The sequence below is a fragment of the Halorubrum sp. SD626R genome (assembly GCF_001261915.1).
Taxonomy (GTDB): Archaea; Halobacteriota; Halobacteria; order Halobacteriales; family Haloferacaceae; genus Halorubrum.
Genome location: NZ_CVRT01000067.1, coordinates 18,757 through 45,057, shown reverse-complemented (window position 1 = coordinate 45,057; position 26,301 = coordinate 18,757). Strand labels below are relative to the sequence as shown.

Genomic DNA, 26,301 nt, shown 5'->3' with positions numbered 1-26,301 from the left:
TGAATCGCGAGTTTGGTTCGTCCCTCCGGCCCCATTCTGCTCCTTTCAGCGGCTTAACGGCACATACAGAGCCTCTACGCCGCCTTTACGATCTCGGTCCGGAAGATTCGACACCCGGATTTGAACCGGCTACCGGTTCATACCCGCTCTCGTAAGGTGGTCACTTGGATTCATGATAGCGGCATACATAACCGTAACTCCCCAGCGAACACTCAACCGTATAGGCTGGACAGAAGCATGTCAAGCGACAGGAAGGCCCCGGTCTAACAGAACCAAAGACTGGTAACGAGATCGGCGGAACGTGGAATTGTCAAACCTCGCGCCTTCTCGCACGCTTCGGATTCTCTCGGTCAAGTTGTGGCCCTTTTAATTTGACAGTTCAGAGTCAACTGAATCCCAGTCGTCTCTTGATCCGTGCGATTGTATTGTTGGTTCGCTCCTTTTCAACTTCCCAGCCCTCCTCATCAAGTTTCTCGCCGATAGGCTCAACATGCTTGTCGCCAACCAGAATAAGAACGGACTCGTGTTCTCGCTTATCGCATTTTTGTACGATAGTGCGAGCCATCTTTTCGTCGCGATCACCAGTATTTCCATAACTGACCAAGAGAGAAAAATACATGAAAGGCAATAACATTCCGATGAGAAGTGTCAATACCCAAATCGGAACCGGTGTTGGTATCGTTATGAGGCCGGGTATAGCAATAGAGATGGAATCAACCTGAAACGAATATAGAAATTCGAGAGCAAAAATCACAATTAGACTAATAAGCGTGAAGTTCACGGTCTGTATATTATAAGAATCAAATATCTCATGAATTTCGAGATCAATATTGTCATCAAAAACAAGCCCCTCCTGTTTGGCTTGGGCCTCTAAGTCGTATGCTTGAATGAACGGCAAACTCGAATAAACATAACTGAACATTCCATAAAGGAGGTACAGAGTCAGAGCCCCAATAACGTACAGATTGTAACGATTACGGTGATGATGGGGAGAAATAGTATCGCTTCTTCCCTCACAATAGAGCGCTTCGTATTGGTCTGTGTCTCGGTTCATCAGCGACTTACGATCTGTAGGAAAGATATGAATTTCTCCCTGAATAACCGCTTTCTTTGACACAAAGTCCGATATGAAGAATGGACAAATAAATGTAAACACTAATGACGAGATGTGCGTCTCATCAATCGATTATTTCAGACGGAAAATAAATATGAAAATGGATTTTGACAGAGCGACGAGAAATAAAATTGGAAGGAAACTTCTTCAGAGGAGGTCTGTGAACTCCTCTCGTCCTCGGGCTTCCTCCTCCAACTTCCTGTCGTCGTAGTGCTTGTCGAGAACGGGGACCGAAACGTCAACCCGCTCGGACAATTTCGATTTATCCCACCCGAGATTGATCTGGTTCGTGATCGAGCCCCGCCGGATGGGATGGAGCGATTTACTCGACGGGCAAGAAGGTGCCTTCTCGACCGATTGGGCGGCGTCACACTCGGCTTCTTCTCGATCGTGGGGACACATTCCGGTGGTGACGCACGGCCGGGTTCGGGGAACCAAATTGTTGTAGGCTTTTTGCCGGTAAAGTCGGCCGTTCGGCGTTGTAAATAGGGGATGGCGGCCGTACTCGTCAGACACTTCATCGCGTTTCGCGGAGATGTAGTCGATGAGGACGGCGACGAGTTGATCGCTGATCATCACGTCCCGCTCGCCGGACTCGCCGTTTTTGAGGCCGGTCCCCTCGTCCCGGCGGTCCCGAAAGTAGAGCCGCGGCTGTCGGGGATGTTTGTGATCGAAGTCGTCAAGGTCGAGAGCGAGAGCCCCACCGATTCGGCATCCGGTGTCCCACATAAGTTTGAACAGCGCGTGTTCTCGACTCGCGTACTCGTAGGTGTCGAGGTAATGGAGAACGTTCTCGGCTTGCCCGGCTCGGACTGTTTCGTCGCTCACCTGTTGCTTCTTGCTAATGTCGGGTACTTTCACTCGATCGGCGGTCCCGTAGTCTATCAACTCCATCGACTCACACCATCTGACAAAGACGAGAAGGTGTTTGACGTTGTTCTGGAGAGTAACGGGCGCGACCTCTCTTTGGCGCTCCCGTTTCCACGAGCCGATGACGTGGCCCCCGATCTCGCCGGTCGTTTCGACGCCGCGTGATTCACAGAACTGTACGAAACTCTTAGTCGGGTATTTGTAGGCTCGCGTGGTGGAGTCTTTGACCGTTCCGCGTTTGCTGGCGATGAATCGCCTTCTCGCTTGTCTCGGGCTCGTTACTTCGGACGGATCGTCGGGTTCGTTGTGGTTCACGGTTGAATCCGACCACCGTTGGGGGAGAGAGGCGCGAATCGAGCGACCTGTCGGGAGCGAGGTAGATCGGCCCCGGAGTGCCTTGAAGTGGCACGACGGCGGGGGTTCCAGAATCCCTCCGGCCCCATTTTCTGTCGCCGCGCGCAACGTCGCGAGCGGCGGCGTCGTACTGAGTGAGGGATTTCGATCGGGAGAGCGACATCGATCCGGCGCCTGACCGCGATCCGGATCCTACGAAGCAAACACCTCATAACCGATTATAAATTTTTTAACCGTCTCTGGCACGGTTTTGAACGATCGCACCGCACCGGTAAAGGGTCTCGAAACGACCGGAGCGATCGTTAATCCAGCCGAAGCCGCGACAACGCTCTAGCCCTTATATGATGCCCGCCGTCCATGCGACGAGTACGTCCGGTGTTCCCCATGTCAAGCAAAACGTCCTCCCGATCGATTCGGGCGCCGATCCGCATCGGCGCCACCCTGTCGAGCGCGTGTTGGAACCGAGCGGTCGCGAGCGTTCGGGCCGTCGCCTTCTGGGCGGCGATCCTGCTGCCGCTCGCGTACGTGCCCGCGGCCTACGGGGTCGCGGGCTTCGAACAGGGGTGGCGTCCGCTCGGCCTCATCGCCCTCCACGTCGCCTGCGTCGTCGTCGGTCACGATCACCACAGCTCCGGGGGTTACGCATGAGCGCGACAGACGGGACCCCGCGGTCGGCCCCGGAGTCCGAGTCGTCGACGTCGAAGGCCGATCGGCTCGCCGAGTTCCTCCGGGCGGAGGCGGCGGACGGCGAGACGTACTTCAAAGCGAAGTTCATCGCCGACGACGTCGGCCTCTCGCCGAAGGAGATCGGCGCGTTGATCGTCCGGCTTCGGGACTCGATGGAGGACGTCGAGATCGAGAAGTGGTCGTACACCGGCGCGACGACGTGGCGCGTCGCCCCAGCGTAGCGAGTCGCGTCCGGCTTCCATCTGTCGCGTCCGGTTTCGATCCGTGAGAGGTACCGCAGCCACCGCGGCGTTTTATTCGAGCAGCCCCGAGGAGTTCGCGTGAAACGAAACGTCGGACGGATCGACGCGCTCGTCCGGATCGCGGCCGGCGTCGCGATCGCGGCGCTCGCGGTCCTCGTCGCAACCGGGAGCCTGACCGTTCCGGTCGTCTCCGCGATCGGGCTCGGCGCCGCCGGGGCGGTACTGATCGTCGAAGGCGCGACGCGGCGGTGTCTGCTGTATCGCGTGCTCGGAATTGACCGCTGTCCGGTGGACTGAACCCTCACTCGGGGTCCGTCCGGAAAACGGCGATTCAACGCGATCTGGAGTTCGCTTCGAAACGAGCCGTGAAGGAATGTGCGCTGTAGGATTGTGAACCACGGTCGTTCCGCTTCGCTCCACTCTCTGATTCAAATTCTTCGGCCCAGATTTGGCTCCTCCTGTGCGGTCGTCGCAAAATCATGGGCGCTGCAGGATTTGAACCCGCGACAACTTGGTCCGAAGCCAAGCACTCTATCCAGACTGAGCTAAGCGCCCGTGGCGTGGGATACTCCGCTGGACGTTTTAACTCCCGCGGTTCGGAACAGATCTGCGGTCGTCGCGGGCGCCAAGACGGGTCGCGACCACGGCCGATCAAAAAGAATATTATCTGGACCGAGCATGGTTTCCGTAGTAGATGTGTTCTGGTCGTACGGCCTCGCGGCCGAACGAGAGGCCCGGGTCGCTTTCGCCGTCGCCGAGGTGCGCCTATGTATGACCTGAGGCCGCACTTCGACGAGGAGATCGACCCCGGGACGAACCTCCTCCTCACCGGCCCGCCGCTGACCGGCAAGCGGTCCATGATGATGGACGTGCTGGCCGCCGGCACCGACCGCGGCGACGGCGCGATCGTCGTCACCACGAAGGACGGCGCCGACCGCGTGCTGAATGACTACGAGAAGCGAACGCCGTACGAGGGGAAGCCGGTCGCCGTCGTCGATTGCGTCACGCGCCAGCAGGGCGTCAGCGACGCCCGCGAGTCGGACCGTATCAAGTACGCCTCCTCGCCGGTCGACATGACGGGCATCGGCATCAAGCTCTCGGAGTTCCTCCAGGCGTTCGGCGACCGCGGGATCGACCGGAACCGCGTGATGGTCCACTCGCTCTCGACGCTCCTGATGTACTCGGACCTCCAGACCGTGTTCCGGTTTCTCCACGTGTTCACCGGACGCATCCAAAGCGTGAACGGGCTGGGCCTGTTCAGCATCGACTCGACCTCCCACGACGATCAGGCGATGAACACGATCAAGCAGCTCTTCGACGGCGTCGTCACGCTCTCCGAGGACGACGAACCGCGGATCCGGTTGGCCTGAGCGCGGAGCGGGGGCGACCTCCGGGCGGTTTAATCCTCCCGACCGCGTACCCTCGACCATATGCCCACAACCGACGACGAGGGACTCGACCGACTGCTCGACGCCGAGACGATCGCCGTGATCGGCTGCTCGACGACGCCCGGGAAGGCGGCCCACGACGTGCCGGCGTACCTCCAGCGGCACGGATACCGGATCGTGCCCGTCAACCCCTTCGCCGACGAGATCCTCGGCGAGCCCGCGTTCGACGAGCTCGCGGACATCGAGGGCGAGGTCGACCTCGTGAACGTGTTCCGGCCGAGCGAGGAGGTGCCGGAGATCCTGGCGGCGGTGCGCGAGCGACACGCGGCCCGCGGCGACGCGGCCGCGGCGTGGCTCCAGCTCGGGATCAGCTACGACGAGGCGGCCGCGGCCGCGGAGGCCGACGGGATCGATGTCGTACAGGACAAGTGCATGAAGGTCGAGCACGGTCGCCTCCGCGGGTAGGAGCGCCTCGCCGCCGCGTCGTTCCCGCTACCCCTCCCACTCCTCGAAGCTCCGGTAGACGCCCTTCGAGAGGTAGCGCTCGGAGGAGTCACAAAATATCGTGATGACGGCGTCGTGCGGGGCGTCGAGGTCGCCGTCGCGGATCTCGCGGGCGACCCGCTTCGACGCGACCGCGTTCGCGGCGGCGGACGAGGCGACGAGCTGTCCCTCCTCGGCCGCGAGCCGGGCCATCTCCTCGTGGACCGCACGGTCGGGGACGGTGCGGATGTCGTCGACGAGGTCGGGGTCGAACAGCTGGTTGCGCGAGATGTCGTGGGTGCCGATCCCCTCCGTCTTGTACGCCTCGTGTTCCACTTCTTCGCCGAGGAACTCGCGGTAGGCCGACCCCTCCGGCTCGACCGCGACGACGCGGGTGTCGGGGTCGCGCTCGCGGAAGTAGCGGGCCATCCCCATCAGCGTCCCGCCGGTGCCGACCCCCGCGACGACGGCGCCCACCTCGCCGTCGAGCGCCTCGTCGATCTCCGGGGCGGTGGTCTCGTAGTGGGCCTCGGCGTTGAGCGGGTTCGAGAACTGCTGGGGGACGACGGCGTCGTCGAGTTCCTCGGCGATCTCGTGCGCGCGGTCGATGGCGAACCCCATCCCGTCCTCGCTCGGGGTGTTGACCACCTCCGCGCCGAGCGCGCGCATGAGCTGCTGTTTCTCCACCGAGAACCGCTCGGGGACGACGAAGACGGCGTTCAGGCCAAGCTGCTTGGCGGCGACCGCCAGCCCGATCCCGGTGTTGCCCGCGGTCGGCTCGACGACGGTGCCGCCCTCGCCGACATCGCCGCGCTCCAGCATGCGTTCGAGCATGTACTTCCCGATCCGGTCCTTGACGCTCGCGCCGGGGTTGAACGACTCCAGCTTCGCGTACACCGGTACCGCGTCCGGCGAGTCGTGCACCCGGACGAGCGGCGTCTCCCCGATCGTCTCCAGCACCGACGACAGGGGCTCCCGATAGGTCGTCATGTTCCCGCAATCGTTGCCGCCCCTTTTGCGTGTTTCCATGGCCGCGTCGACCGCCACCTGTCGTCGGCGTCGGCGGGCGTTGCCGACGCTCGGGACGCGAACGCGCGTCGCCGTCCGACCGGACGACGGTGCGTGACCGGACGACGGTGCGTAGCCGGACGACGGTGCGTGACCGGATGCCCGGGATCGAACAAACTTATGCCCCTCGTCCGGTTCCGAAGAGGTATGAGCGAGACCGATGCGCAGGCCGACGTGACGGTCGTCCTTCCGGACGGATCAGAGCTGGACGTTCCGGCGGGGGCGACAGTCGAGGACGTGGCCTTCGAGATCGGCCCCGGGCTCGGTCGCGACACCGTCGCGGGGAAGATCGACGGCGAGCTCGTCGAGAAGCACGCCGAGGTCCACGACGGCGCGCGGATCGAGATCGTCACCGACCAGTCCGACGAGTATCTCACGGTGTTGCGCCACTCCGCCGCCCACGTCTTCGCGCAGGCCCTCCAGCGGCTCCACCCGGAAGCGACGCTCACCATCGGCCCCCCGACCGACGACGGGTTCTACTACGACGTGACCGACGTCGACCTCGACGAGGGCGACCTCGACGCGATCGAAGACGAGATGGACGCGATCATCGCGGCCGACTACGACATCGAGCGCGAGGTCCGCTCCAGCGAGGAGGCCAAGGAGATCTACGCCGACAACGAGTACAAGCTGCAGATCCTCGACGAGGAGGCCGACGGCGAGACGGTCACCTTCTACGAACAGGACGGCTGGCGGGACCTCTGTCAGGGCCCCCACGTCGAGTCGACCGGCGAGATCGGCGCGGCGGCCCTGTTGGAGGTCTCCGCGGCCTACTGGCGCGGCGACGAGGAGAACGACACGCTCACCCGCGTGTACGGCACCGCGTTCGCCTCCGAGTCCGCCCTCGAAGAGCACCTCGAACTGCGCGAGGAGGCGCTGGAGCGCGACCACCGGAAGATCGGCCAGGAGATGAACCTCTTCTCGATCCCGACGGTCACGGGTCCCGGCCTCCCGCTGTACCATCCGCCGGGCAAGACCGTGCTCCGCGAGCTCTCGGAGTTCGCGAACGAGCTCAACCGCGAGAACGGCTACGAGGAGGTCGAGACCCCGCACGTGTTCCGGACCGAGCTCTGGAAGAAGTCCGGCCACTACGAGAACTACAAGGACGACATGTTCCTCCTCGACGTCAACGACGAGGAGTACGGGCTCAAACCGATGAACTGCCCTGGCCACGCGACCATCTTCGACCAGCAGTCGTGGTCGTACCGCGACCTCCCGCAGCGCTACTTCGAGAACGGGAAGGTGTACCGGAAGGAGCAGCGCGGCGAGCTCTCCGGGCTCTCGCGCGTCTGGTCGTTCACCATCGACGACGGGCACCTGTTCGTCCGGCCGGACCAGATCCGGAGGGAGATCGAGTCGGTGATCGAGATGATCTTCGAGGTCGTCGAGACGCTCGACCTCGACGTGGAGGTCGCCTTGGCGACCCGCCCCGACAAGTCCGTCGGCGGCGACGAGATCTGGGAGTCCGCCGAGGAACAGCTCCGCGACGTGCTCGAATCCGGCGGCTACGACTACGACGTCGAACCCGGTGACGGCGCCTTCTACGGCCCGAAGATCGACTTCGGCTTCGAGGACGCGCTGGGCCGCGTCTGGGACGGCCCCACCGTCCAGCTCGACTTCAACATGCCCGAGCGGTTCGACCTCACCTACACCGGCGAGGACAACGAGGACCACCGGCCGGTGATGATCCACCGGGCGCTGTACGGGAGCTACGAGCGCTTCTTCATGGTGCTCATCGAGCACTTCGACGGCGACTTCCCGCTGTGGCTCGCGCCGGAGCAGGTCCGGATCCTCCCGGTCTCCGACGAGACGCTCGGCTACGCCCACCGCGTGAAAAACGAGCTGGAGGACGCCGGCTTCCGCGTCGAGGTCGAGGACCGCGACTGGACCGTCGGCCGGAAGATTCGCGCCGGGCACGACGACCGGCTCCCGTACATGATCATCGTCGGCGACGACGAGGAGGCGGCCGGCACCGTCTCGGTCCGCGATCGCTTCGAGAACCAGCGCGGCGACGTCGAGCTCGACGCCTTCGTCGACCACCTCGTCGGCGAGCGCGACGAGAAGCGAACCGAGCCCGACTTCGTCGACGGCGAGTGACGGCGCGCGGACCCGGCCGCTACGGTTCCCGGGCCTGACGGGCGGAACGGGAGATCACGGTCGGTCGACCCCGGTGAACTCGAACCGCGCGCCCCCGTCGTCCGAGTCGGTCACGGCGACCTCCCAGCCGTGGCCGCCCGCGATCTCCGAGACGATGTCCAGTCCGAACCCCGTCCCGTCGCTCGTCGTCGTGTACCCCGACTCGAACACGCGGTCCCGCTCGTCCTCGGGGATTCCGGGGCCGTCGTCGGCCACGTAGAACCCGCCGCCGTCGGCCAGAGGCCCAACGGTGACCGCGACGCCGGCGGACTCGCCGCGCCCGTCCGCGGTCCCGTGGTCGACAGCGTTCCGAAAGAGGTTCTCCAAGAGCTGTCGGAGCCGCTGTTCGTCGGCGCGGAGCTCGAACGCGTCGGCCGCCGTGTGCAGCGTTCCGCCGCGGCTGGCGGTCGTCTTCCAGGCGTCCTCGGCGTGCGCGACGAGCTCGACTCGGCTCGTCTCGTCGACCCCGCCCCCGTCGCGAGCCAGCATCAGGACGTTCTCGATGAGCGTCTCCATCCGCGAGAGCGCGCGCTGGACCGGATCGACGTGGTCGCTGTCGACCTCGTCGGCGAGGAGGTCCACGCGACCCCGCGCCGTCGACAGCGGGTTCCGGAGGTCGTGGCTCACGACGCTGGCGAACTCGTCGAGCCGGTCGCGCTCGCGTTCGAGCCGCTCGGCCGCGCGCCGTCGCTCCAGCTCGTAGCTCATCCACCGGGTCAACAACTCCACGAACGTCCGCTGAGTGTCGGTGAACGCCTCGTCTCTCGGGGCCGTGTCCGCGAAACAGAGGGTTCCGTACCGTTCGCCCCCGATCTCTATCCGGCCGCCGATGTACGATTTCAGACCGAACCGGTCGTACGCGGGGTCCTCGTCCCACCCCTCGTCGGCCGCGTTCACGATCGTCAACAGACTGTCGAGCTCGACGGTCCGCTTGCAGTACGCCTCTTCGAGCGGGCAGCTCTCGCCGGCCCGCAGCTCCGGGTGTTCGGCGTTCGAGAACTCGACGTACTGGGTGTCGCCCTCGATCCGCGTGAGGAAGCCGTTCGGCATCCCGAGGTACTCACAGCCCAGCTCCAGCATCGACTCGACCTTCTCCTCGAACGACCGGTCCTGGTCGGACGACACCGCGTACAGCCGCTGGGTCGCGTGGAGGCTCTCCTGGCGCCGCTGTTCCAGCTCCCGCCGCTCGGTGATGTCGCGGAGGTACACCGAGAGCCCGCTCTCCGACGGGAACGTCCGCACGTCGAACCACGTCCCCAGCGGTCGGTAGTGCGAGTCGAACGAGACGGGCTCCTGCGTCTCCATCGCCTCGTGGTACTCGTCGTAGAACTCCGTGCCGACGGCGTCCGGAATCGCCTCCCACAGGTGGGTTCCCTCGATCGATTCCGCGTCGTCGAGCGCCTCGTCGGTCATCGCCGACCGGAGGATTTCCGCGGCCCGTTCGTTGGCGTACGTGACCCGCCAGTCGGTGTCGACCGCGAAGAACCCGTCGGCCATCCGGTCGAGGACGGTCCGGAAGTCTTCGCCTGACCCCGGCCCGGGCGACAGGTCAGTCATACGGATAGATCGACCACCACGCATATAGGTAACCCGGATCCCGGTCCGCGCCGTCGGGGCGGCGACGCGGGCGCGGACCGCGTTCGCTTGCGCGTTCCGTCGCGTTTTTATCGTCGCCGCTCCGTTTGTCTCGTATGTCGAAGCAGGTTTCGACGCTCGACGAACGGCCGCCCGACGTCGGCGAGCTGACCCCGCCCGACCGCACGCTGATGGGGCCCGGACCGAGCGACGTCCACCCGCGGGTGCTCAAGGCGATGAGCACGCCGCTCGTCGGCCACCTCGACCCGTCGTTCGTCGAGATCATGGACGAGGTCCAGGAGCTGCTGCGGTACGTCTTCCGAACCGATAACACGTGGACCATCCCGGTCTCGGGCACCGGCTCGGCGTCGATGGAAGCCGCGATCGGCAACCTCGTCGAACCGGGCGACACGATGCTCGTCCCGACGAACGGCTACTTCGGCGGACGGATGCGGTCGATGGCCGAGCGCGCGGGCGGCGAGGTCGTCGGGGTCGACGCCCCGTGGGGCGAGCCCCTGGACCCGGTCGACGTCGAGCGCGCCTTCGACGAACACCAGCCGGACGTGTTCGGCTTCGTCCACGCCGAGACGAGCACGGGCGTCCGCCAGCCCGACGTGTCGGCGCTGACCGACATCGCCCACGAGCACGACGCGTACGTGATCGCCGACTGCGTCACCTCCCTCGGCGGCGTGGAGATGCGCGTCGACGAGTGGGACGTCGACGTCGCCTACTCGGCGCCGCAGAAGTGCCTCTCGTGTCCCCCGGGCGCGAGCCCGCTCACCCTGAACGACCGCGCGATGGAGAAGGTCCTCTCGCGCGAGGAGCCGGCCCGCTCGTGGTACCTCGACCTCTCCCTCCTGGAGGGGTACTGGGGCGACGACCGCGCGTACCACCACACCGCGCCGATCACGAACGTGTACGCGCTCCGCGAGGCGCTCCGGCTCGTCGCCGAGGAGGGGATCGAGGAGCGGTGGGCCCGCCACCGCGCCGTCGCCGGCGAGCTGAAGGCCGGCCTGCGGGACCTCGGGCTGGAGATGAACGCCGCCGAGGAGTACTGGCTGCCGAGCCTGAACGCCGTTCGCGTCCCCGACGGCGTCGACGACGCCGCCGTCATCGACCGCCTCCTCGACGAGTACGACCTGGAGATCGCCTCCGGGCTCGGCGACCTCGAAGGGGAGATCTGGCGGATCGGCTGCATGGGGCGCTCCGCCCGCCGGAAGAACGTCGAGTACCTGCTGGCAGCGCTGGAAGACGCGCTTACCGAACAGGGATTCTGAGCCGCCGGGAGCAGGGGTTCTGAGCCGCCGGGAGCAGGGGTTCTGAGCGGCCGAGAACGTGCGGGGGGCGCTCGCGGCCGCCCCGGAAGCGACCGTCGCCGCCGAGAGATTTATCAGTGCGCGTCTCTCTCCTCGGTAGGGGTATGAACGATCTACGAACCGGACTGAGCTACGGGGACGTGCTGCTCGTCCCGCAGCGGTCGCCGGTCGACAGCCGGAGCGACGTGGACCTCTCGACGCGGCTCACGCCGAGCGTCGAACTGGAGACGCCGCTGGTCTCGGCGGCGATGGACACCGTCACCGAGGCGGAGCTCGCGGTCGAGCTCTCCCGCGAGGGCGGGATCGGCGTGCTTCATCGCTTCCTCACCGTCGACGAGCAGGCGGCGCAGGTCGAGGAGGTGGCCGCCGCCGGCGAGCGGGTCGCCGCCGCGGTGGGAATTAACGAGGACTATCTGGCCCGGAGCGCCGCGCTGGTCGCGGCCGACGTGGACGCTCTCGTCGTCGACGTCGCCCACGGACACCTCGAACGGACGATCGCGGCGGTCGAGGCCATCGCCGACGAGTTCCCGGACACCGACCTGGTCGCCGGCAACGTCGCCACGCCCGCGGGGGTCGAGGACCTCGCGGCCGCCGGCGCCGACTGCGTGAAGGTCGGTATCGGACCCGGATCGCACTGCACCACGCGCAAGGTCGCCGGCGCGGGCGTGCCGCAGCTCACCGCGGTCGACGACTGTGCGACCGCGGCCGAGGGGCTGGACGTGACGATCTGCGCCGACGGCGGGATCCGCACCTCCGGCGACGCGGTGAAGGCGCTGATGGCCGGCGCCGACACCGTGATGCTCGGGAGCCTCTTCGCCGGCACGGCGGAGGCGCCCGGCGCAGTCGTTGAGGTCGACGGCACGCGGTACAAGCGGTCGCGCGGGATGGCGACCACCGCCGCCGCCGAGGACCGCGACGACAAGGGCGCCGAGGTGGCCGCCGACGAGGGCGTCGAGGCGCTGACGCCGTACAAGGGACCGGTCGCGACCGTCGCCGGAGAGTTCTGTCAGGGGATCCGCTCGGGACTGTCGTACTGCGGCGGACACACGATCGAACGCGCTCGCGTCGAGGCGGAGTTCATGCGCGTCGCCCCCGGCGCGAAGGAGCGGGAGGGATTCCACACCGACGACGACTGGGAGGGAGTCAGCGTGGACAGCGAGACGAAGCCGATCGGCGACGCGACCGGCGGGTCGACCGCCGAGAGCGACGACTGACTCGTTTTATCTGCCCGCCCGGCTCTCTCACCGATCGAGGGACCGGTGAGAACCCGTGCGTCTGTGAGACTCACTCGCGAGCGACTTTTCACGGTGACCCTCGCATTCCCGACGCATGACGGACGCGTTCGGCCGAGCGATCCGCGACCACTTCCGCGGCGAGCGAGACGAGCCCCTCCTGCACCGCGACGGCGGCGAGGCCGTCGAACACCCGATCGAGGCGTTTTACTTCGCCGACTTCGACCCGAGCGCGGACCCGGCCCACGAGTGGCTGGCGTCCAAGCTGCGGGGGCCGCTCGTCGACCTCGGCGCCGGCACCGGCCGCCACGCGCTGCACTTCCAGGAGCGGTTCGAGACGGTGGCGATCGAGCCGAGCCCGGCGCTGGTCGAGACGATGCGGGACCGCGGCGTCGACGACGCCCGCGAGGGCGACATGTTCGCGCTGCGCGAGCAGTTCGAGCGCGACCGGTTCGGCTCGGCGCTCGCGAACGGGACCCAGGTCGGGCTCGCCGGCTCGATGCGAGGACTCAGCGAGTTCCTCGGCGATCTCGCGCACGTGACCACGCCGGACGCGACCGCCGTCGTCGACTCCTACGACCCGACCCACCCGGCGACCGCCGAGCTCGTCGGCTACCGCGACGACCCGACGCCGGGGCTCGCGCACCGCGTCATGTTCTTCGAGTACGAGGGCGAGACGAACCCGGTCCTCCAGCTCCGGCTGTTCAGCCCGGCCAGGCTCCGCGAGGCCGCGATCGGGACGGGCTGGGAGCTCGACGAAGTCGCACGCGGCGGCGAGGGGAACGAGTACCACTACCGCGCCGCGCTGCGGAAGCGCGGCGGCGGGTAGGCCGCGAGGACGCCGCCGGAGTTATGCGGGACGGGCGTCGACGCCGGACTATGGGCGACCCAGCCTGCGACCGCCGGTTCTGTCCCGAGTGCGACCTCACCGTCGCGCGGGCCGACGACGCCTGCTCCGAGTGCGGCGCGCCGCTCCCCGAGTGATCGAGGGCGCGGTCAGAGCGTGTCGCCGAACTTGTCTCGGCGGAAGAGGTCTATCTCCTGAGCCGACGACCCCCGGCGCGTGGCAGCGAACGCGATCGCCTCCGCGACCTCCTCGGGCTCGGTCATCGTCCCCGGCTCGAACCGCTCCTCGAACGGCTCGCCGTCCTCGCTGCCGAACTCCGTGCGCACCTCGGAGGGGTTCACCACCGAGACGGCGACGCCCTCGTCGCCGACCTGCGCCGAGACGCTGTGCGCGAAGCCGCGCACCCACCACTTCGTCGCGGCGTACACCGGGTTAAAGGAGCGCGGGTACTGACCCGCGAAGCTCCCGACCACGACGAGCGTCCCCTCGCTCTCCTTCAGCCGCGGGAGCGCCTCGCGCGTGAGGAAGAACGTCCCGTCGACGTTCGTCTCCTGCATGGCGAAGTACTCCTCGTCGGTCATCGTCTCCAGGTCGCTCCCCCGGCCGATCCCCGCGTTGGAGACGACGACGTCGAGCCCGCCGAACCGCTCGACGACCGCCTCGACCGCGGCCTCGCTCGTCGCCCGGTCGCGGACGTCGCCGTCGACGACCAGCGCGCTCGCGCCGTGCTCGGCCTCCACGTCCGCCGCCACCGACTCCAGCGCCTCGCGCCGCCGGGCCAGCAGCGCGACGTCCGCGCCCCGCGACGCCAACGCGTGCGCGGTCGCCTCGCCGATCCCGGAGCTCGCGCCCGTCACCAGTGCCGTCTCGCCGTCGAGCGTCGTCATGTCCGGCGGATCGCAGAGCGCGGTCATAAAAGATCGCGTCGGGGAAACGTCTCCGGCCGATCGGCTCGTCGTCGACGCCCCCGGAAAGCGCTCCGTGGACGTGGTCCGCGGCGACGCCTCTTCCCCGAGGCGCCTCCGCGACCCGCGGCCTCGCTGTCCGCCCGCCGGTGCCCGACCGCCGCCGCACGACCGCCGACGTCGATCGGAACCGTTCGCGGGGCGCCGACTCGGTCGCCGGTCGGTACGCGCCGATCAGTTTCGCCGCTCGCCGGTGAACGCCCGGCTTTCTGCGAGACTCAGCCACGCTCCTCGTCAGACGGCGGCCGCTTCGAGAGCCGATCGAACCGGTCCTGCGCCGCCTCCCCTCGCGTCTCCGTCCGCTCCGGGTCGTACGAGACGGACTCGATACGTCCCCCGCTGAGCGTCACCGAGAGAATCGCGTCGGCGTGCTGTCCGTCCGACGGGAGCCCTGAGACTTCCAGCACCGCGTTCCCCAGTTCCTCGCCGTCGCGCTCGAAGAACACCGTCGCGAGCCCGTCTTCGACGCTGTCGACGACCGCGGTGTACTCGCCGTCAGGGAGTTCGATACCGCTCATTCGTAGCTCACCTCGAGGACGCGTTCCCCGTCGGCGTTCGAGAGTACCACCGTGTCGCCGCCGTTGTTCCAGATCGGCGAGCCCGCTCCCCAGTACAGGTCGGTGTCGGTATCCGTGCCGCTTCCGGTCCGCAGCGTCACCCTCGCGCCCGCGTCGAGCGTGACCCCCTGCGGGAACTCGTACCTGTGGTCTGCCTCGTCCTCGACGGTCCACCCGGACAGCTCGATCGGCTCGTCGCCCGCGTTCTCGAAGACGACGTACTCGTCGCTGAGGTTCTCGCCGTCGTCGCCCTCGGCGTCCGCGTTGATCGCCGCGACCTCCAGCGCCGCGGCCGGGTCGACCGACGTCGTCTCGTTCTCCTCGTCGGTGTCGTCGCTGCCGTCGTCAGTCCCGTCCGCGGAACCGCCGTCCACCGGGTCGCCGCCGAGCCGGGTTCGTTCGACGACCTCGCCGCTCGTGCCGGGTTCGACCGCCCCGCTGTCGCGGATCGCCAGCGGGTCGGTGGGTGCGTCGCGTTGCGTCTGTACGGAGACGCCGTTCCCGTCGCTCACGAGGACGATGTTCCCGTGCGTGGCGGTCCAGTACGTCGGGATCGACCGGTCCGAAAGCCGCTGGAGGACCTCGTCATGCGGGTGCCCGTACTGCGAGTCGTACGCGCTCGACACGACGACCGCCCGCGGCTCCACCGCGTCGAGGAACGGCTCACCCGACGAGCTCGACGAGCCGTGGTGACCGGCTTTCAGCACTGTTGACTGTAATTCTGCGCCGTACGTGTCGACCAGGTACTCTTCCTGATCGTCCTCGGCGTCGCCGGAGAGCAGGAAGCTCGTCTCGCCGTGCGTGAGCTTGAGCACGATGCTGTTCTCGTTGCGGGCCTCGCTTTCGAGGTACGGCTCCGGTGGCCCCAGAACGTCGACGTCGACCTCTCCGATCGAGATTACATCGCCCTCACGCGTCTCGTACAGCGTCACTTCGTGTTCTTCAACGGCATCGAGGTACTCACCGTAGGTCTGGGTACTCGCGGCGATTCCGGGATCGTAGACGGCCCCGATCCCCTCGGCTTCTGTCTCGTAGTACTCGATGACCGCCGCGTTCCCGCCGATGTGGTCCGCGTCGTTATGCGTGGTTACGAGGTGGTCAATCCGGCTGATATCATGCTGCCGGAGGTACTCCAACACGTACTCGCCGTCGTCGTTGTAGTGGCCCGTGTCGACGAGCATCGTCTCACCCTCCGGTCCGACGACGAGCGTACTGACTGATTGTCCGACGTTGATATAGTGGAACTCGACGGTTCCGTTCGCCGTTTCGACCGTCGCCTCGTCGCCCGTGTCCGATCCGGTCGGTGCCTGCTCGCCGGGTACCGCGCCGGCACAGCCCGCGAGGAAGACGATACCCGCAATCAGTAGGATGTGGAACGCCCCTCCCGTTCGTTTCATGTCTGGTTACTATCCTACACGGTCAAAGAGGTACGCATGTGTTAACGACCCACATCCGGCTCGTTCACGAGTCTCCGTTTCGCGTCGCTGGCGTCGATTTGCGCGCGACCGAACGTCGGCACGGCGTCTCGATTTCGAAGGTGTCGGTAATCTCGTCGGAACGGGTCCGGCTGGCGGCGGTACTTCCGCTGTCACCGCTCCCCCGTGAGGGCTTCGGGGTACGTTCGGTTACCGAACGAACTCGCTCGGCGATTCGAGCCGATTTAGAGGCGGTAGACTCGCCATCATGCGATCTACACGACTCGGAATCGGTCGGTGAAGGAGCGGGCCGGGCGCGATTTGAACACGCGACCGACGGATTAAGAGTCCGTCGCTCTCCCTAACTGAGCTACCGGCCCTCACCGAATTCTACCGCTGTCGAGGTAAAAGACCTTTTCATTCGACGACGCGGTCCCGGAGACGCCGCCGGCCCCGACCCGTCTCACCGCTTTTCGCCCGCCCCACGCGGAGAGCGCACTCGTTAAGTGGCGTCCCGGGGAAATCACGTGCAATGAGTGGGGCATCCGGATCAGCGCGGACGCGATACGCCATCCTCGGCTGTGGCAGCGTCGGACACGCCGTCGCGGAGGAGCTGACCGGTCGCGGCAAGGACGTGCTCATCCTCGACCGCGACGAGAGCCGTGTCGAGGCGCTCCGCGATCAGGACCTCAACGCCCAGGTACAGGACATCGCCGAGCCGGACGTCGTCGACGCGATCGACGGCCGCGACATCGTGCTGATCCTCGCCAGCGACGTCGAGGCGAACAAGGCGGCCGTCTCGGCCATCCGCGACGTCGGCGGCGACCACTACCTCGTCGCTCGCGCCTCAGATCCCGTCAGCGAGGACGAGCTCCGCGAGCGCGGCGCCGACGTGGTGATCAACCCCTCGACGGTGATCGCCGACAGCGCCCTCCAGTCGCTCGAAACGGGCGAGCTGGAGTACATGGCACGCCAGCTCGCGGAGATCATCGAGGAGGGCGGCGGCCGGATGGCGATCCTGACCCACGACAACCCGGAGCCCGACTCGATCGCGTCGGCGACCGCGCTTCAGGCGATCGCGGGCGCGTTCGGCGTCGAGGCCGACATCCTCTACTCCGGCGACGTGGGCCACCAGGAGAACCGGGCGTTCGTCAACCTCCTCGGGATCGACCTCGTCGCCCGGTCGGACGCGCCCGACCTCTCGGAGTACCAGACGGTCGCCGCGGTCGACCTCGCGAAGTCGGCCGACGACGGCTTCGACTTCGACGTCGACATCGACGTCTACGTCGACCACCTGGAGGCGGACGTACCGTTCGATGCCCGGTTCGTCGACGTGCGGACCAACGTCTCCTCGACGTCGACGATCCTCACCAAGTACCTCCAGGAGTTCGACCAGTCGCCGACCGAGGCGGTCGCGACCGCGCTGCTGTACGGGATCCGCGCCGAGACGCTCGACTTCAAGCGCGACACGACGCCCGCGGACCTGACCGCCGCCGCCTACCTCCACCCGTTCGCGAACCACGACACCCTCGAACAGGTGGAGTCGCCGTCGATGAGCCCGGAGACGCTGGACGTGCTCGCGGAGGCGATCCAGAACCGCGAGGTGCAGGGGAGCCACCTCTTCTCGACGGCCGGCTTCATCCGGGACCGCGAGGCGCTCGCGCAGGCGGCCCAACACCTGCTGAACCTGGAGGGGATCACGACGACCGCAGTCCTCGGGATCGCAGACGACAACATCTACCTCGCGGCGCGCTCGAAGGACATCCGGCTGAACATCGGCAACGTCCTCGACGAGGCGTTCTCGGAGATGGGCGACGCCGCCGGCCACTCCACGCAGGGCTCGCTGGAGATTCCGCTCGGCATCTTCACCGGTATCGAGGCGAGCGGCGAGAACCGCGACACCCTCCTCCACCTCACCGAGGAGGCCGTCCGCCGGAAGCTGTTCGACGCCCTCGGCGTCGAGGGCGGCGACGGCTCGAACGGCTCCTGACCCCTCAACGGCCGACCCGCGACCGTCGCCCTCCGGCCGCCGACGTTCGGCGCGGCCGTTTTCCCGCTTGCGGCCGTAGCGACGGTGACCGCGCCGCATGTACGTTCCCGACGACCCGCCGCCGGACTGCCCCGCCTGCGGCGACCCGTACGACTCGGTCTCGCGACACGCCGACGGCTTCGTGGCGAATCTCCTGGATAACGAGCGCTACCAGCGGGTCTGCTTCTACCCCGCGACCGACGACGGCGACCCAGCCTTCGACTGCTATCACCACACGCACGAGCAGGCCGGCACCGACTGACGGGGTCGCGGTCGAACCGCGGAGTCGATCTAGAAGTCGTCGCCCTCGGTGATCGAGGTGTACGAGCCGATCAGCGCGCCGGAGAGGTCGACGCCCTCCAGCGTGACCCCCTCGTCGATCACGGAGTTCCGGATCTCCGAGTCGGTGATCGTCGCGTCCGGGAAGACGACGGAGCGATCGAGCGTCGAGTCGGTGACGGTCGCGCCCGACATGACGTGGACCACGTCGCCGAGGTCGGAGCCCTCGACGGTCGCGTCGTCGGCGACGAGCGTGCCGCCCTCTAAGGCGTACTCGACCGCGTCGAGGTAGCTGTCGGCGGTGCCGATGTCGAACCACGCGCCGTCGAAGGTGTACGCGTGGACCGCCCCGCGCCGCTGGAGCCACTGGAGGAACCAGCCCGGCTCGTCCGGGTTGTTGTCGTCCTCCAAGTAGGTCGTGAGCTTCGGGAGCGTCTCGGCGGGGAACGCGTAGCAGGCGATGGAGACGAGCGTCGACTGGGGGTCCTCGGGCTTCTCTTGGAAGTTCACGACCTCGTCGCCGTCGAGCTCGACGAGCCCGTACGACTTCGCGCGCTCGCGGTCGCCGACATCGTAGGCGGCCAGCGTCGGCGTCCCCTTCGACTCGAAGAAGTCGGTGAAGTCGGCCAGGTCGAAACTGATCATGTTGTCGCCGGCGACGACGATGAGGTCGTCGTCGACGTCCTCGCGGTCGACGAGCTGTTCGAGCGCCCCCACGACGCCGAACTTCTCGTCCTCCGCGACGGTCTCCTCGACCGAGAGCGTCGGCTTCTCGAACGGGCTCTCCGTGAGGTACTCGTCGAACGTGTCAGCGAAGCGCTCGTTGGTGGAGACGAACACCTCGTCGACGCGGTCGTCCGCCTCTAAGTCCTCGAATATCTCGTCGATGACGGTGTTCTCGCCGACCGGCAGGAACATCTTCGGTCGGTGCTCGGTGATCGGCCAGAGTCTGGTCGCGTAACCCCCCGCGAGTACGACGGCTTTCATACAACCCCCCTCTCACCCCGGTGGCATACCTCTTTTGCTCCTGTCAACCGCCGACAACGCGCCGGAGGCGTGTCGCCGGCGGCCGGCGGCGAGCGCGACTCACTCGCTCAGCCGATCGGTGTCGATGCTCACGCCCGGCGGGGTGACCACGAGGAACCCGCGGAAGTGCATCAGGTCGCCGCCCATGTCCTTCACCTCGCGGGCGAAGCCGGCGGCGAGCTCGTTGAGGTCGCCGTCGATGGACAACACCAGGGTGTTGCCGTAGTCGACGCTGCGGACCCACTCCTCCGGGTCCGTCGTCCCGTCGAGGACGCCGAGGACGACGTCGCCGGCGGCCGCGAACGCCTCGTCCATCTGCTCTTCGGCGTCGCGCAGGTCGAGGTCCCAGTCGCTCATACAGCAGGGTCGCGAGGCGCCGGCAAAAACGTTCGGACGCGACGCCCCCGCATTCCACCGGTGCCAGACCGGCGAGCGAATCGCCCGCGCGAGACGGCGCCCGCCCGGTCGCGGAGCGGTTAAGTGCCGTCCGGCCCGAGTGACGGCCATGGAACGCACGCGGCGGTCCCTGCTCGCGGGCGCGGCGTCGGTCGGCGTCGTCGGCGCGGCGGGGTGTCTCGGCGGCGGCAGCGGCGGCGGCAGCGGCGGCGGAAGCACCGGCGGCAGCGGCGGCGGGAACGCCATCGACGCGGGCGAGTACGACTGCGACCTCTCGGAGCCCTCGGACCCGGACCTAGACTTCCGACCCGTCATCGGCGACTCGGAGGCCGACGTGGTCGTGCGGGCGTTCGAGGACTTCACCTGCGGTCACTGCGCCACCTACAAGCTGGAGCACTTCCCGACGATTCGCGAGGAGTACGTCGCTCCCGGCGAGGTGCGCTACGAGCACTGGGACTTCCCGATCCCCGTCAACGAGGCGTGGGCGGTCCCCGTCGCCAGCGCGGCCCGAGGCGTGGGCGCCCGGAACGGCTCCGAGGCGTTCTTCGAGTTCGCCTCGGCGGCCTACGAGTCGCAGGGGAGCTACAGCGGCGAGGCGATCGGGGCCGCCGCGGAGGCCGCCGGTGCGGACCCCTGTGCCGCCGTCGCCGACGCGCAGTTCGCGGCCTACGAGGACGCATCGATGAGCGACCGGAGCGAGGGGCGATCGATGGGCGTCTCCGGCACGCCGACGATCTTCGTGAACGGCGAGGCGGTGGCCGACTACCGGGCGGAGACGATCGCGGCGGCGATCGACGAGGCGCTGTAGCGCCGCTCCCGCCGCGTCCGGCGGAACGGTTCTCCAGGCGCCGATCTTTTGCCCGTCCGCTCCGTTTTATAAACCGATGAGCGACGACAACCGCGGGGAGCGCCGACTGCTCGGCGCCGTCGTGCTCGCGGTGCTGGTCTCGCAGGTGCTCCTCTACCCCGGCGTCCCGGGCCTCGTGGTCGCGCTCGGCGCGCCGGGCGGGATCGACGCCGGGATGTGGTTCCTCGTCGCGGAGTTCGGCGCGTTCGTCTCCTTCGCGGTCGTCTGGGGCGCGGCCAGCGACGTGCTCGGCCGGCGCGTCCCGCTGATCGTCGCCGGCGCGCTCGGCGGCGCGGCCTCCTACGTCGCCCTGGCGGCAGTGCCCGGGCTCGGCCTCGGCTTCCGGGCGGCGCTCGCCGTCCGCGTCGTCGGCGGGGCGCTCACGATCGGCGCGTTCTCGCTCGCGGTCACGTCGCTGATGGACCTGGGCGGCGGCAACGGGCGCAACATGGGCACCGCCGGAACGGCGATCGGGCTGGGCGCGGCGGTCGGCTCCGTGGTCGGCGGCGCGCTCGCCGACCTCGACCCGTTCTACCCAGTGTACGCCGGCGCCGCGGTCCTCGCCGGCGCGGGACTGCTCGCGGCGACCGTCGACGACCGGGCGGTGGGAGTCGGCCTCGCGGACCGGGGCGACGACGGAGGAGCCGGCTTCCGCGACGTGCTCTCGCGGGCGCGGACGACTCCGGGCCTCCTCGTCCCGCTGGCGTTCGGCTTCGTCGACCGGCTCACGGCCGGCTTCTTCGCCCTCGCCGGGGTGTACTACTTCCAGGACCCGGCGACGTTCGGGCTCTCGGCCGGCGGCGCGGGGGCGACGCTCGCGCTCTTCTTCGTCCCGTTCGCGCTGCTCCAGTCGCCGTTCGGGTCGCTGTCGGACCGAGTGGGACGCTTCCTCCCCGTCGTGGTCGGCTCGATCGCGTACGGGGTCGTCACGGTCGGCGTCGGCGTCGCGCCGATATATCCGCTCGCGGCCGGGCTGATGGTCCTCGTCGGAGTCTGCGGCGCGCTGATGGCGCCGGCGACGATGGCGCTCGTCACCGACCTCGTCGAGCCCGAGGCCCGGGGCGCGGCGATGGGGCTGTTCAACGTGTTCGGCTCGCTCGGCTTCCTCGCCGGGTTCCTCGTCGGCGGGAGCGCCACCGAGGCGCTCGGGTACACGCCGGCGTTCCTCGCGGTCGGGGGGGTAGAGCTCGCGATCGCACTGGCGCTGTTTCCGGCCGTTCGGGAGATCGCGCCGGGCGAGGGACTCCTCGGGCTCCGCGGCGGCGCGGAGCGGTCGACCTCGAAGTGAGCCCCGAGTCGAGCCTTTTTAAGCCTCGCGCGCCCTCCGTCCGGGCAACCGATGGACCTCCTCGTCGTGGGCGCGGGCGAGATCGGCCGGTGGATCGCCGACACGGTGTCGGCCGACGAGTCGCCGGTGGACGCCGCGGTCGCGTTCGCCGACCGCGACCCCGACGTGGCCCGCGACGCCGCCGCGTCGCGCGAGGCGACGACGGTCCCGGTCGACGGCGACACGACCCACGACGCGGTGTGTCTCGCGGTGCCGATGTCGGCGGTCCCCGCGGCGGTCGAGGCGTATGCGCCCCGGGCGGAGCGGGCGATCCTCGACGTCTCCGGCGAGATGACCGACGCGGTCGCGGCGATGCGCGAGCACGCGCCGGGGCTCCAGCGCGCGAGCTACCACCCCCTGTTCGCGCCGCCGCGCGTCCCCGGCAACGTCGCCTGCGTCGTCGACGAGGGCGGGCCGGTCGTCGATGGGATCGCGGCCGCGATCGAGGCCGGCGGCAACGACGTGTTCGAGACGACGCCGGCCGAGCACGACCGGGCCATGGAGACGGTGCAGGCCGGCGCGCACGCGGCGGTCCTCGCGTGGCGCCTCGCGAGCGACGACGTGCGCGAGGAGTTCCACACCCCGGTCTCGGCCGCGCTGGACGACGTCGCCGACACGGTCACCGAGGGCGCGCCCGGCGTGTACGCCGAGATCCAGCGCGCCTTCGACGGCGCCGACGACGTGGCCGACGCGGCCCGCGAGCTCGCCGACGCCGACCGCGACGAGTTCGCCGACCTGTACGAGGCGGCCCGCGGCGACCGCGAGGGGCGGGAGCGACACGAATGAGCCGGCCGGAGCACTTACCCACATGATAGACAGAGAGGCGGTCCGGAACAACGCCAACTACCTGCGCAACGTCAGACCGATCGACCCCGAGGAGATCGCGGAGTACATCGAGGGGACGCCGCACCCGGCTGTCGTCCGCGAGACGCTCCGCGAGGAGGCGTTCGACCTCCGGCTGCGCGAGCGCGACGACGGACGCTTCGAACCGGTCCCCGAGGGGGCGATCCCCGATCCCGGCTGGGCGCCGACCGAGTTCCCCGACGGCTACGCGTTCGCCCTCGAAGACCTCCTCGTCGAGGAGTTCGGCGCGAACTGGCACCGCGGCGAGTCCGGCGAGGAACTCCGCGAGGCGGTCCGGCGGCTGAAATCGGACTACCTCTACGAGAACGACGTCGAGTACGACCGGATCGCGGCGCTCGGCTACGCGATCTATCACCTCTCCGCCTACTACGCGACGGTCGGCTACGTCCTCGACGACCTCGTCGAGAACGGCCTGCTCGACCGGACGCTCCGCGTCCTCGACGTGGGCGCGGGCGTGGGCGGCCCAGCGCTCGGCCTCCACGACTACCTCCCCGACGACGCCGTCGTCGACTACCACGCCGTCGAGCCGAGCGCCGCGGCCGACGTGCTCGACCGGCTGCTCGACGAGACCGGCCGCAACTTTCGCGCGACGATCCACGAGACGACCGCGGAGTCGTTCCTCGGGGTCGAGGACGGCGGTTCCGCGGCCGCCGCGGCCGGCGAACCCTTCGATCTCGTCGTCTTCGGCAACGTCCTCTCGGAGCTCGCGGATCCGGTCGCGGTCGCCGAGGCCGCGCTCGACCGCCTCGCCGACGACGGGAGCGTCGTCGCCTTCGCGCCCGCCGACCGCAACACGGCGATGGGGCTCCGCGAGGTCGAGCGCGCGGTCGTCACCCCGACCAGCGGCGTCGAGACGTACGCGCCCACGCTCCGGCTCTGGCCCGACGAGACGCCCTCCGACGGCGGCTGGTCGTTCGACGTCGCCGACGACCTCGGCGTGCCCCCGTTCCAGCGGCGGCTCGACGAGGCGGCCGAGCGCGGCGCGACCGACGAGCCGGGGGAGTTCGTCAACGTCGACGTGCAGTTCGCGTACGCGATCCTCAGACCGGACGGGAAGCGGCGCGTCGACGTGCGGGCGAGCGACGACCGCTGCGCGCGGATGGCCGACTCGGAGAGTCACGTCACCGACCGCGTGAACCTGCTCGCGGTGAAGCTCAGCCACGACCTCAGCGCGGGCGACAACGCCCTCTACCGCGTCGGCGACGGCTCGCAGGCGGTCGACCACTACCTCGTCTGCACGCGGGAGACCGCGCTCAACGAGGACCTCCGGCGGGCCGACTACGGCGCGGTCGTCTTCGTCGAGAACGGGCTCGTGCTCTGGAACGACGACGAGGGCGCGTACAACGTCGTCGTCGACGACGAGACGGTCGTCGACCTGGTCGCGCCCTGAGGCGGCGGCGTCCCCGGAGCCGCTCCCGTCGGATCAGTCCCCGCCGACGGGCTCGATCAGTTCCGGCCCGTCGACCGCGGGGGAGTTCACCCGCGTCGACACCGGATGCGCGGTCAGCTCGTCTGCCGGATACGGATCGAGAAGCGCGGCGGCCTCGTCGGGGTCGCCGCGGAGCCACGTCCCCTCCTCGTCCGGGTCCAGGATCACCGCCATACGGTGGTGGAGGTCGGCGACGAGCGCGTTCGGTTCGGTCGTCACGATCGTGAACGTCTCTACGGGGCCGTCGCTGTCATCGGTGTCGTCTCCCTCCTCCGACCCGCCGCCGAACGCGCCGAGCCCGGTCTGCGTCGTCTCGGGCTCGGGCGGCTCCCACCGCTCGTAGATCCCCGCCATCGCGAACGGGCGGTCGTCCGCGAAGGCGACCCGGTACGGCCGTTTTCCGGACGAGCGTCCGGCGGAGTCGTCGGGGCGCTCGACCCACTCGTAGAACCCGTCCGCGGGCACCAGACACCGCCGGCGCTCGAAGGCGTCGGCGAAGCTCCGCTTCTCGCGGACGGTCTCCGCGCGGGCGTTTATCAGGTCGAACGACTCGTCGGCCCAGCGAGGGGTCAGCCCCCACTCCATCCGGGTCGCGCGCGGGCGCCTCGTCGGCGATCACCGGGAGCTCCTGCCCGGGCGCGCAGTTGTAGCTGGGCTCGATGCCGCCGAAGTCGGCGTCGAACCGGGACTCGAGATCGTCCGCGGGAGTAAAAAGCGTATAGCGGCCGCACATTCTGTCGGTGATTCGTGCGGCGAGTAGTTAAATGCGAAGCGGGACAGGACGGTTCGACCGGCCGACGCGGGTCGGCACGGGGCGGTCGGCCGAGCGCCGCCCTCGTCCCTCCCCAGCCTCGGCGTCCGGCGGACGCGAACCGTCTCACGTCCGCCCGGCGCCTCCCTCGCGAGCCCCTCGCGCCCGCTCGTAAGCGGCCGCTCGGCGGCGCGCCGGTCGATGACGGCCGTGCGCTATCGCGCTTGGTATGGCCTTCGGCGCCTCGTTTATGAACTGTCGGCGCTCTCGCTCCCGTCGGGTTTTTGCCCGCGCGCCGCCGCGGTCGGGTATGCGCATCGAGAACAGCTTCATCCCGGTCGAGGGGGTCGGCGAGACGACGGAGCGCCGGCTGTGGCGCGAGGGCGTCACCGCGTGGGAGGAGTTCGACCCCGCCGTCGACGTCGCTGGCGTCGGCTCGACCACCGCCGACCGGATCGAGTCGTTCATCGCCGAGGCGCTGGCGCGCCTCGACGACGGCGACGCGGCCTACTTCGACCGCGCGTTCCCGAGCGGGGAGCGCTGGCGCCTCTACGAGAACTTCCGGGAGGAGACCTGCTTCTTCGACATCGAGACGACCGGGCTGGACGAGCACCGCAACCAAGTGACGACGGTGAGCTTCCACCGGGACGGCGAGACGACGACGCTCGTCGCCGGCGACGACCTCACCGCCGACCGCCTCCGCGAGCGGTTCGCGGACGCGAGCCTGCTCGCGACGTTTAACGGCGCGCGGTTCGACGTCCCCTTCCTAGAGACCTCCTTCGGCATCGACGTCGACACGCCGCACCTCGACCTGATGTACCCCTGCAAGCGGATCGGGCTCTCTGGGGGGCTGAAGCCGATCGAGAGGGAGATCGGGATCGACCGCGACCGCCCGGACCTGTCGGGCCGTGACGCCGTCCGGCTCTGGCGCGAGTACGAGCGCGGCGACGACGACGCGCTCGATCGGCTGGTCTCGTACAACCGCGAGGACACCGAGAACCTCCGGACCCTGGCCGACGTCGTCTGCGAGCGCCTTCACGAGGACGTGTTCGTCGGCGACGCTCCCGAGCGGTAGCGCGGGCCGAAACCGGCCGACTCGCGTCG

Annotated in this window: 24 protein-coding genes, 2 tRNA genes and 2 pseudogenes; 16 read left to right on the top strand and 12 right to left on the bottom strand. The window is 68.2% G+C overall.

Going from position 1 to position 26,301, the window contains the following annotated elements; translation table 11 throughout:
- Positions 1-385: 385 nt before the first annotated feature.
- Both SD626R_RS16360 and SD626R_RS06790 read right to left on the bottom strand, forming a co-directional pair.
- Positions 386-1,117, bottom strand: a complete 732-nt coding sequence (locus SD626R_RS16360) for a cupin domain-containing protein (RefSeq protein ID WP_137782611.1) — start codon at positions 1,115-1,117, stop codon at positions 386-388.
- A gap of 144 nt (positions 1,118-1,261) precedes the next feature.
- Entirely contained in the window at positions 1,262-2,299 is a 1,038-nt protein-coding gene (locus SD626R_RS06790) for a tyrosine-type recombinase/integrase (RefSeq protein ID WP_092565028.1), read from the bottom strand.
- A 423-nt stretch (positions 2,300-2,722) separates the two neighbouring features.
- Between SD626R_RS06790 and SD626R_RS06785 the strand changes: the two genes are divergently transcribed.
- The 3 genes from SD626R_RS06785 to SD626R_RS06775 all read left to right on the top strand — a co-directional run bounded on the left by SD626R_RS06785 (position 2,723) and on the right by SD626R_RS06775 (position 3,564).
- The gene (locus SD626R_RS06785) at positions 2,723-2,986 is read left to right on the top strand and encodes a DUF8028 family protein (RefSeq protein WP_092565026.1); all 264 of its coding nucleotides are present in this window, start codon (positions 2,723-2,725) and stop codon (positions 2,984-2,986) included.
- On the top strand, positions 2,983-3,246 hold the full coding sequence (locus SD626R_RS06780) for a DUF7123 family protein (protein WP_092565024.1): 264 nt from the start codon (positions 2,983-2,985) through the stop codon (positions 3,244-3,246). Before SD626R_RS06785 ends, SD626R_RS06780 begins: the two co-directional genes overlap by 4 nt.
- A 99-nt stretch (positions 3,247-3,345) precedes the next feature.
- Positions 3,346-3,564 (top strand): YgaP family membrane protein, encoded by a 219-nt coding sequence (locus tag SD626R_RS06775; protein WP_092565022.1) that lies wholly within the window; start codon positions 3,346-3,348, stop codon positions 3,562-3,564.
- Positions 3,565-3,747: 183 nt separating this feature from the next.
- On the opposite strand, the gene SD626R_RS06770 is transcribed toward SD626R_RS06775, so the two are convergent.
- Positions 3,748-3,822: transfer RNA gene (locus SD626R_RS06770), tRNA-Arg, on the bottom strand.
- 212 nt (positions 3,823-4,034) lie between these two features.
- Here SD626R_RS06770 and SD626R_RS06765 point away from each other — a divergent pair.
- Together SD626R_RS06765 and SD626R_RS06760 are read left to right on the top strand one after the other, a co-directional pair.
- The gene (locus SD626R_RS06765; RefSeq protein ID WP_092565020.1) at positions 4,035-4,637 is read left to right on the top strand and encodes an RAD55 family ATPase; all 603 of its coding nucleotides are present in this window, start codon (positions 4,035-4,037) and stop codon (positions 4,635-4,637) included.
- Between the two features lie 60 nt (positions 4,638-4,697).
- Positions 4,698-5,120, top strand: a complete 423-nt coding sequence (locus SD626R_RS06760; RefSeq protein ID WP_092565018.1) for a CoA-binding protein — start codon at positions 4,698-4,700, stop codon at positions 5,118-5,120.
- Positions 5,121-5,147: 27 nt separating this feature from the next.
- Here SD626R_RS06760 and SD626R_RS06755 read toward each other — a convergent pair whose 3' ends face one another.
- Complete coding sequence (locus SD626R_RS06755; RefSeq protein ID WP_092565016.1) at positions 5,148-6,128, bottom strand: PLP-dependent cysteine synthase family protein; 981 nt, start codon at positions 6,126-6,128, stop codon at positions 5,148-5,150.
- A gap of 198 nt (positions 6,129-6,326) precedes the next feature.
- Here SD626R_RS06755 and thrS point away from each other — a divergent pair, with 198 nt between their 5' ends.
- Positions 6,327-8,303 carry a threonine--tRNA ligase gene (thrS, locus tag SD626R_RS06750; RefSeq protein ID WP_176697288.1) on the top strand — a complete coding sequence of 659 codons (1,977 nt, stop codon included), beginning with the start codon at positions 6,327-6,329 and terminating at the stop codon, positions 8,301-8,303.
- Positions 8,304-8,357: 54 nt separating this feature from the next.
- Here thrS and SD626R_RS06745 read toward each other — a convergent pair whose 3' ends face one another.
- Positions 8,358-9,899: a sensor histidine kinase gene (locus tag SD626R_RS06745; protein WP_092565012.1), complete on the bottom strand. Its 1,542-nt coding sequence runs from the start codon at positions 9,897-9,899 to the stop codon at positions 8,358-8,360.
- A gap of 134 nt (positions 9,900-10,033) precedes the next feature.
- On the opposite strand from SD626R_RS06745, the gene SD626R_RS06740 reads away from it, so the two are divergent.
- From SD626R_RS06740 to SD626R_RS06730, 3 genes are all read left to right on the top strand, one after another.
- Positions 10,034-11,194, top strand: coding sequence for a pyridoxal-phosphate-dependent aminotransferase family protein (locus SD626R_RS06740; RefSeq protein ID WP_092565010.1), 1,161 nt, complete (start codon positions 10,034-10,036; stop codon positions 11,192-11,194).
- Positions 11,195-11,337: 143 nt separating this feature from the next.
- Positions 11,338-12,447, top strand: coding sequence for a guanosine monophosphate reductase (locus SD626R_RS06735; RefSeq protein ID WP_092565008.1), 1,110 nt, complete (start codon positions 11,338-11,340; stop codon positions 12,445-12,447).
- 115 nt (positions 12,448-12,562) lie between these two features.
- Entirely contained in the window at positions 12,563-13,294 is a 732-nt protein-coding gene (locus SD626R_RS06730; RefSeq protein ID WP_092565006.1) for a class I SAM-dependent methyltransferase, read from the top strand.
- Between the two features lie 167 nt (positions 13,295-13,461).
- Here the strand turns inward: SD626R_RS06730 and SD626R_RS06725 are convergent, their stop codons facing one another.
- The 4 genes from SD626R_RS06725 to SD626R_RS06710 form a co-directional block, all read right to left on the bottom strand.
- Positions 13,462-14,199 (bottom strand): SDR family oxidoreductase, encoded by a 738-nt coding sequence (locus SD626R_RS06725; RefSeq protein WP_092565004.1) that lies wholly within the window; start codon positions 14,197-14,199, stop codon positions 13,462-13,464.
- A 296-nt stretch (positions 14,200-14,495) separates the two neighbouring features.
- A complete protein-coding gene (locus SD626R_RS06720) occupies positions 14,496-14,795 on the bottom strand; it encodes a DUF3006 family protein (RefSeq protein WP_092565003.1) in 300 nt (99 codons plus the stop codon).
- Positions 14,792-16,231, bottom strand: a complete 1,440-nt coding sequence (locus SD626R_RS06715; protein WP_092565001.1) for a lamin tail domain-containing protein — start codon at positions 16,229-16,231, stop codon at positions 14,792-14,794. Before SD626R_RS06715 ends, SD626R_RS06720 begins: the two co-directional genes overlap by 4 nt.
- 324 nt (positions 16,232-16,555) lie before the next feature.
- Positions 16,556-16,629: transfer RNA gene (locus SD626R_RS06710), tRNA-Lys, on the bottom strand.
- Positions 16,630-16,781: 152 nt separating this feature from the next.
- On the opposite strand from SD626R_RS06710, the gene SD626R_RS06705 reads away from it, so the two are divergent.
- Together SD626R_RS06705 and SD626R_RS06700 are read left to right on the top strand one after the other, a co-directional pair.
- Complete coding sequence (locus SD626R_RS06705; RefSeq protein ID WP_092564999.1) at positions 16,782-18,239, top strand: DHH family phosphoesterase; 1,458 nt, start codon at positions 16,782-16,784, stop codon at positions 18,237-18,239.
- Between the two features lie 97 nt (positions 18,240-18,336).
- Positions 18,337-18,540 carry a DUF8145 family protein gene (locus SD626R_RS06700; protein ID WP_092564997.1) on the top strand — a complete coding sequence of 68 codons (204 nt, stop codon included), beginning with the start codon at positions 18,337-18,339 and terminating at the stop codon, positions 18,538-18,540.
- Positions 18,541-18,569: 29 nt separating this feature from the next.
- Here SD626R_RS06700 and SD626R_RS06695 read toward each other — a convergent pair whose 3' ends face one another.
- Both SD626R_RS06695 and SD626R_RS06690 read right to left on the bottom strand, forming a co-directional pair.
- Positions 18,570-19,544: a nucleotidyltransferase family protein gene (locus SD626R_RS06695; RefSeq protein ID WP_092564995.1), complete on the bottom strand. Its 975-nt coding sequence runs from the start codon at positions 19,542-19,544 to the stop codon at positions 18,570-18,572.
- 102 nt (positions 19,545-19,646) lie between these two features.
- Positions 19,647-19,940: pseudogene (locus SD626R_RS06690) on the bottom strand (DUF5779 family protein); the annotation flags it as partial.
- A gap of 148 nt (positions 19,941-20,088) precedes the next feature.
- Here SD626R_RS06690 and SD626R_RS06685 point away from each other — a divergent pair.
- The 4 genes from SD626R_RS06685 (at position 20,089) to SD626R_RS06670 (ending at position 24,407) form a co-directional block, all read left to right on the top strand.
- A complete protein-coding gene (locus SD626R_RS06685; RefSeq protein ID WP_092564991.1) occupies positions 20,089-20,787 on the top strand; it encodes a thioredoxin domain-containing protein in 699 nt (232 codons plus the stop codon).
- 76 nt (positions 20,788-20,863) lie between these two features.
- Positions 20,864-22,114 (top strand): MFS transporter, encoded by a 1,251-nt coding sequence (locus SD626R_RS06680; protein ID WP_092564989.1) that lies wholly within the window; start codon positions 20,864-20,866, stop codon positions 22,112-22,114.
- Positions 22,115-22,165: 51 nt separating this feature from the next.
- Complete coding sequence (locus SD626R_RS06675; RefSeq protein WP_092564987.1) at positions 22,166-22,939, top strand: prephenate dehydrogenase; 774 nt, start codon at positions 22,166-22,168, stop codon at positions 22,937-22,939.
- 22 nt (positions 22,940-22,961) lie between these two features.
- The gene (locus SD626R_RS06670) at positions 22,962-24,407 is read left to right on the top strand and encodes a small ribosomal subunit Rsm22 family protein (protein WP_092564985.1); all 1,446 of its coding nucleotides are present in this window, start codon (positions 22,962-22,964) and stop codon (positions 24,405-24,407) included.
- 33 nt (positions 24,408-24,440) lie between these two features.
- On the opposite strand, the pseudogene SD626R_RS06665 reads toward SD626R_RS06670, so the two are convergent.
- A pseudogene (locus tag SD626R_RS06665) lies at positions 24,441-25,179 on the bottom strand (SOS response-associated peptidase).
- Positions 25,180-25,507: 328 nt separating this feature from the next.
- Here SD626R_RS06665 and SD626R_RS06660 point away from each other — a divergent pair.
- Positions 25,508-26,272 (top strand): ribonuclease H-like domain-containing protein, encoded by a 765-nt coding sequence (locus SD626R_RS06660; RefSeq protein ID WP_092564983.1) that lies wholly within the window; start codon positions 25,508-25,510, stop codon positions 26,270-26,272.
- The last annotated feature ends 29 nt before the right edge of the window (positions 26,273-26,301 follow it).

Bases quoted from the DNA above. Each gene is read 5' to 3' on its own strand.
- SD626R_RS06785 (WP_092565026.1), top strand. From the start codon at position 2,723: ATGTCAAGCAAAACGTCCTCCCGATCGATTCGGGCGCCGATCCGCATC.
- SD626R_RS06700 (WP_092564997.1), top strand. From the start codon at position 18,337: ATGTACGTTCCCGACGACCCGCCGCCGGACTGCCCCGCCTGCGGCGAC.
- SD626R_RS06740 (WP_092565010.1), top strand. From the start codon at position 10,034: ATGTCGAAGCAGGTTTCGACGCTCGACGAACGGCCGCCCGACGTCGGC.
- SD626R_RS06730 (WP_092565006.1), top strand. From the start codon at position 12,563: ATGACGGACGCGTTCGGCCGAGCGATCCGCGACCACTTCCGCGGCGAG.
- SD626R_RS06685 (WP_092564991.1), top strand. From the start codon at position 20,089: ATGGAACGCACGCGGCGGTCCCTGCTCGCGGGCGCGGCGTCGGTCGGC.
- SD626R_RS06720 (WP_092565003.1), bottom strand. From the start codon at position 14,795: ATGAGCGGTATCGAACTCCCTGACGGCGAGTACACCGCGGTCGTCGAC.
- SD626R_RS06695 (WP_092564995.1), bottom strand. From the start codon at position 19,544: ATGAAAGCCGTCGTACTCGCGGGGGGTTACGCGACCAGACTCTGGCCG.
- SD626R_RS06660 (WP_092564983.1), top strand. From the start codon at position 25,508: ATGCGCATCGAGAACAGCTTCATCCCGGTCGAGGGGGTCGGCGAGACG.
- SD626R_RS06745 (WP_092565012.1), bottom strand. From the start codon at position 9,899: ATGACTGACCTGTCGCCCGGGCCGGGGTCAGGCGAAGACTTCCGGACC.
- SD626R_RS06715 (WP_092565001.1), bottom strand. From the start codon at position 16,231: ATGAAACGAACGGGAGGGGCGTTCCACATCCTACTGATTGCGGGTATC.
- SD626R_RS06755 (WP_092565016.1), bottom strand. From the start codon at position 6,128: ATGACGACCTATCGGGAGCCCCTGTCGTCGGTGCTGGAGACGATCGGG.
- SD626R_RS06735 (WP_092565008.1), top strand. From the start codon at position 11,338: ATGAACGATCTACGAACCGGACTGAGCTACGGGGACGTGCTGCTCGTC.
- SD626R_RS06675 (WP_092564987.1), top strand. From the start codon at position 22,166: ATGGACCTCCTCGTCGTGGGCGCGGGCGAGATCGGCCGGTGGATCGCC.
- SD626R_RS06705 (WP_092564999.1), top strand. From the start codon at position 16,782: ATGAGTGGGGCATCCGGATCAGCGCGGACGCGATACGCCATCCTCGGC.
- SD626R_RS06670 (WP_092564985.1), top strand. From the start codon at position 22,962: ATGATAGACAGAGAGGCGGTCCGGAACAACGCCAACTACCTGCGCAAC.
- SD626R_RS06780 (WP_092565024.1), top strand. From the start codon at position 2,983: ATGAGCGCGACAGACGGGACCCCGCGGTCGGCCCCGGAGTCCGAGTCG.
- SD626R_RS06765 (WP_092565020.1), top strand. From the start codon at position 4,035: ATGTATGACCTGAGGCCGCACTTCGACGAGGAGATCGACCCCGGGACG.
- SD626R_RS06680 (WP_092564989.1), top strand. From the start codon at position 20,864: ATGAGCGACGACAACCGCGGGGAGCGCCGACTGCTCGGCGCCGTCGTG.
- thrS (WP_176697288.1), top strand. From the start codon at position 6,327: ATGCCCCTCGTCCGGTTCCGAAGAGGTATGAGCGAGACCGATGCGCAG.
- SD626R_RS06725 (WP_092565004.1), bottom strand. From the start codon at position 14,199: ATGACGACGCTCGACGGCGAGACGGCACTGGTGACGGGCGCGAGCTCC.
- SD626R_RS06760 (WP_092565018.1), top strand. From the start codon at position 4,698: ATGCCCACAACCGACGACGAGGGACTCGACCGACTGCTCGACGCCGAG.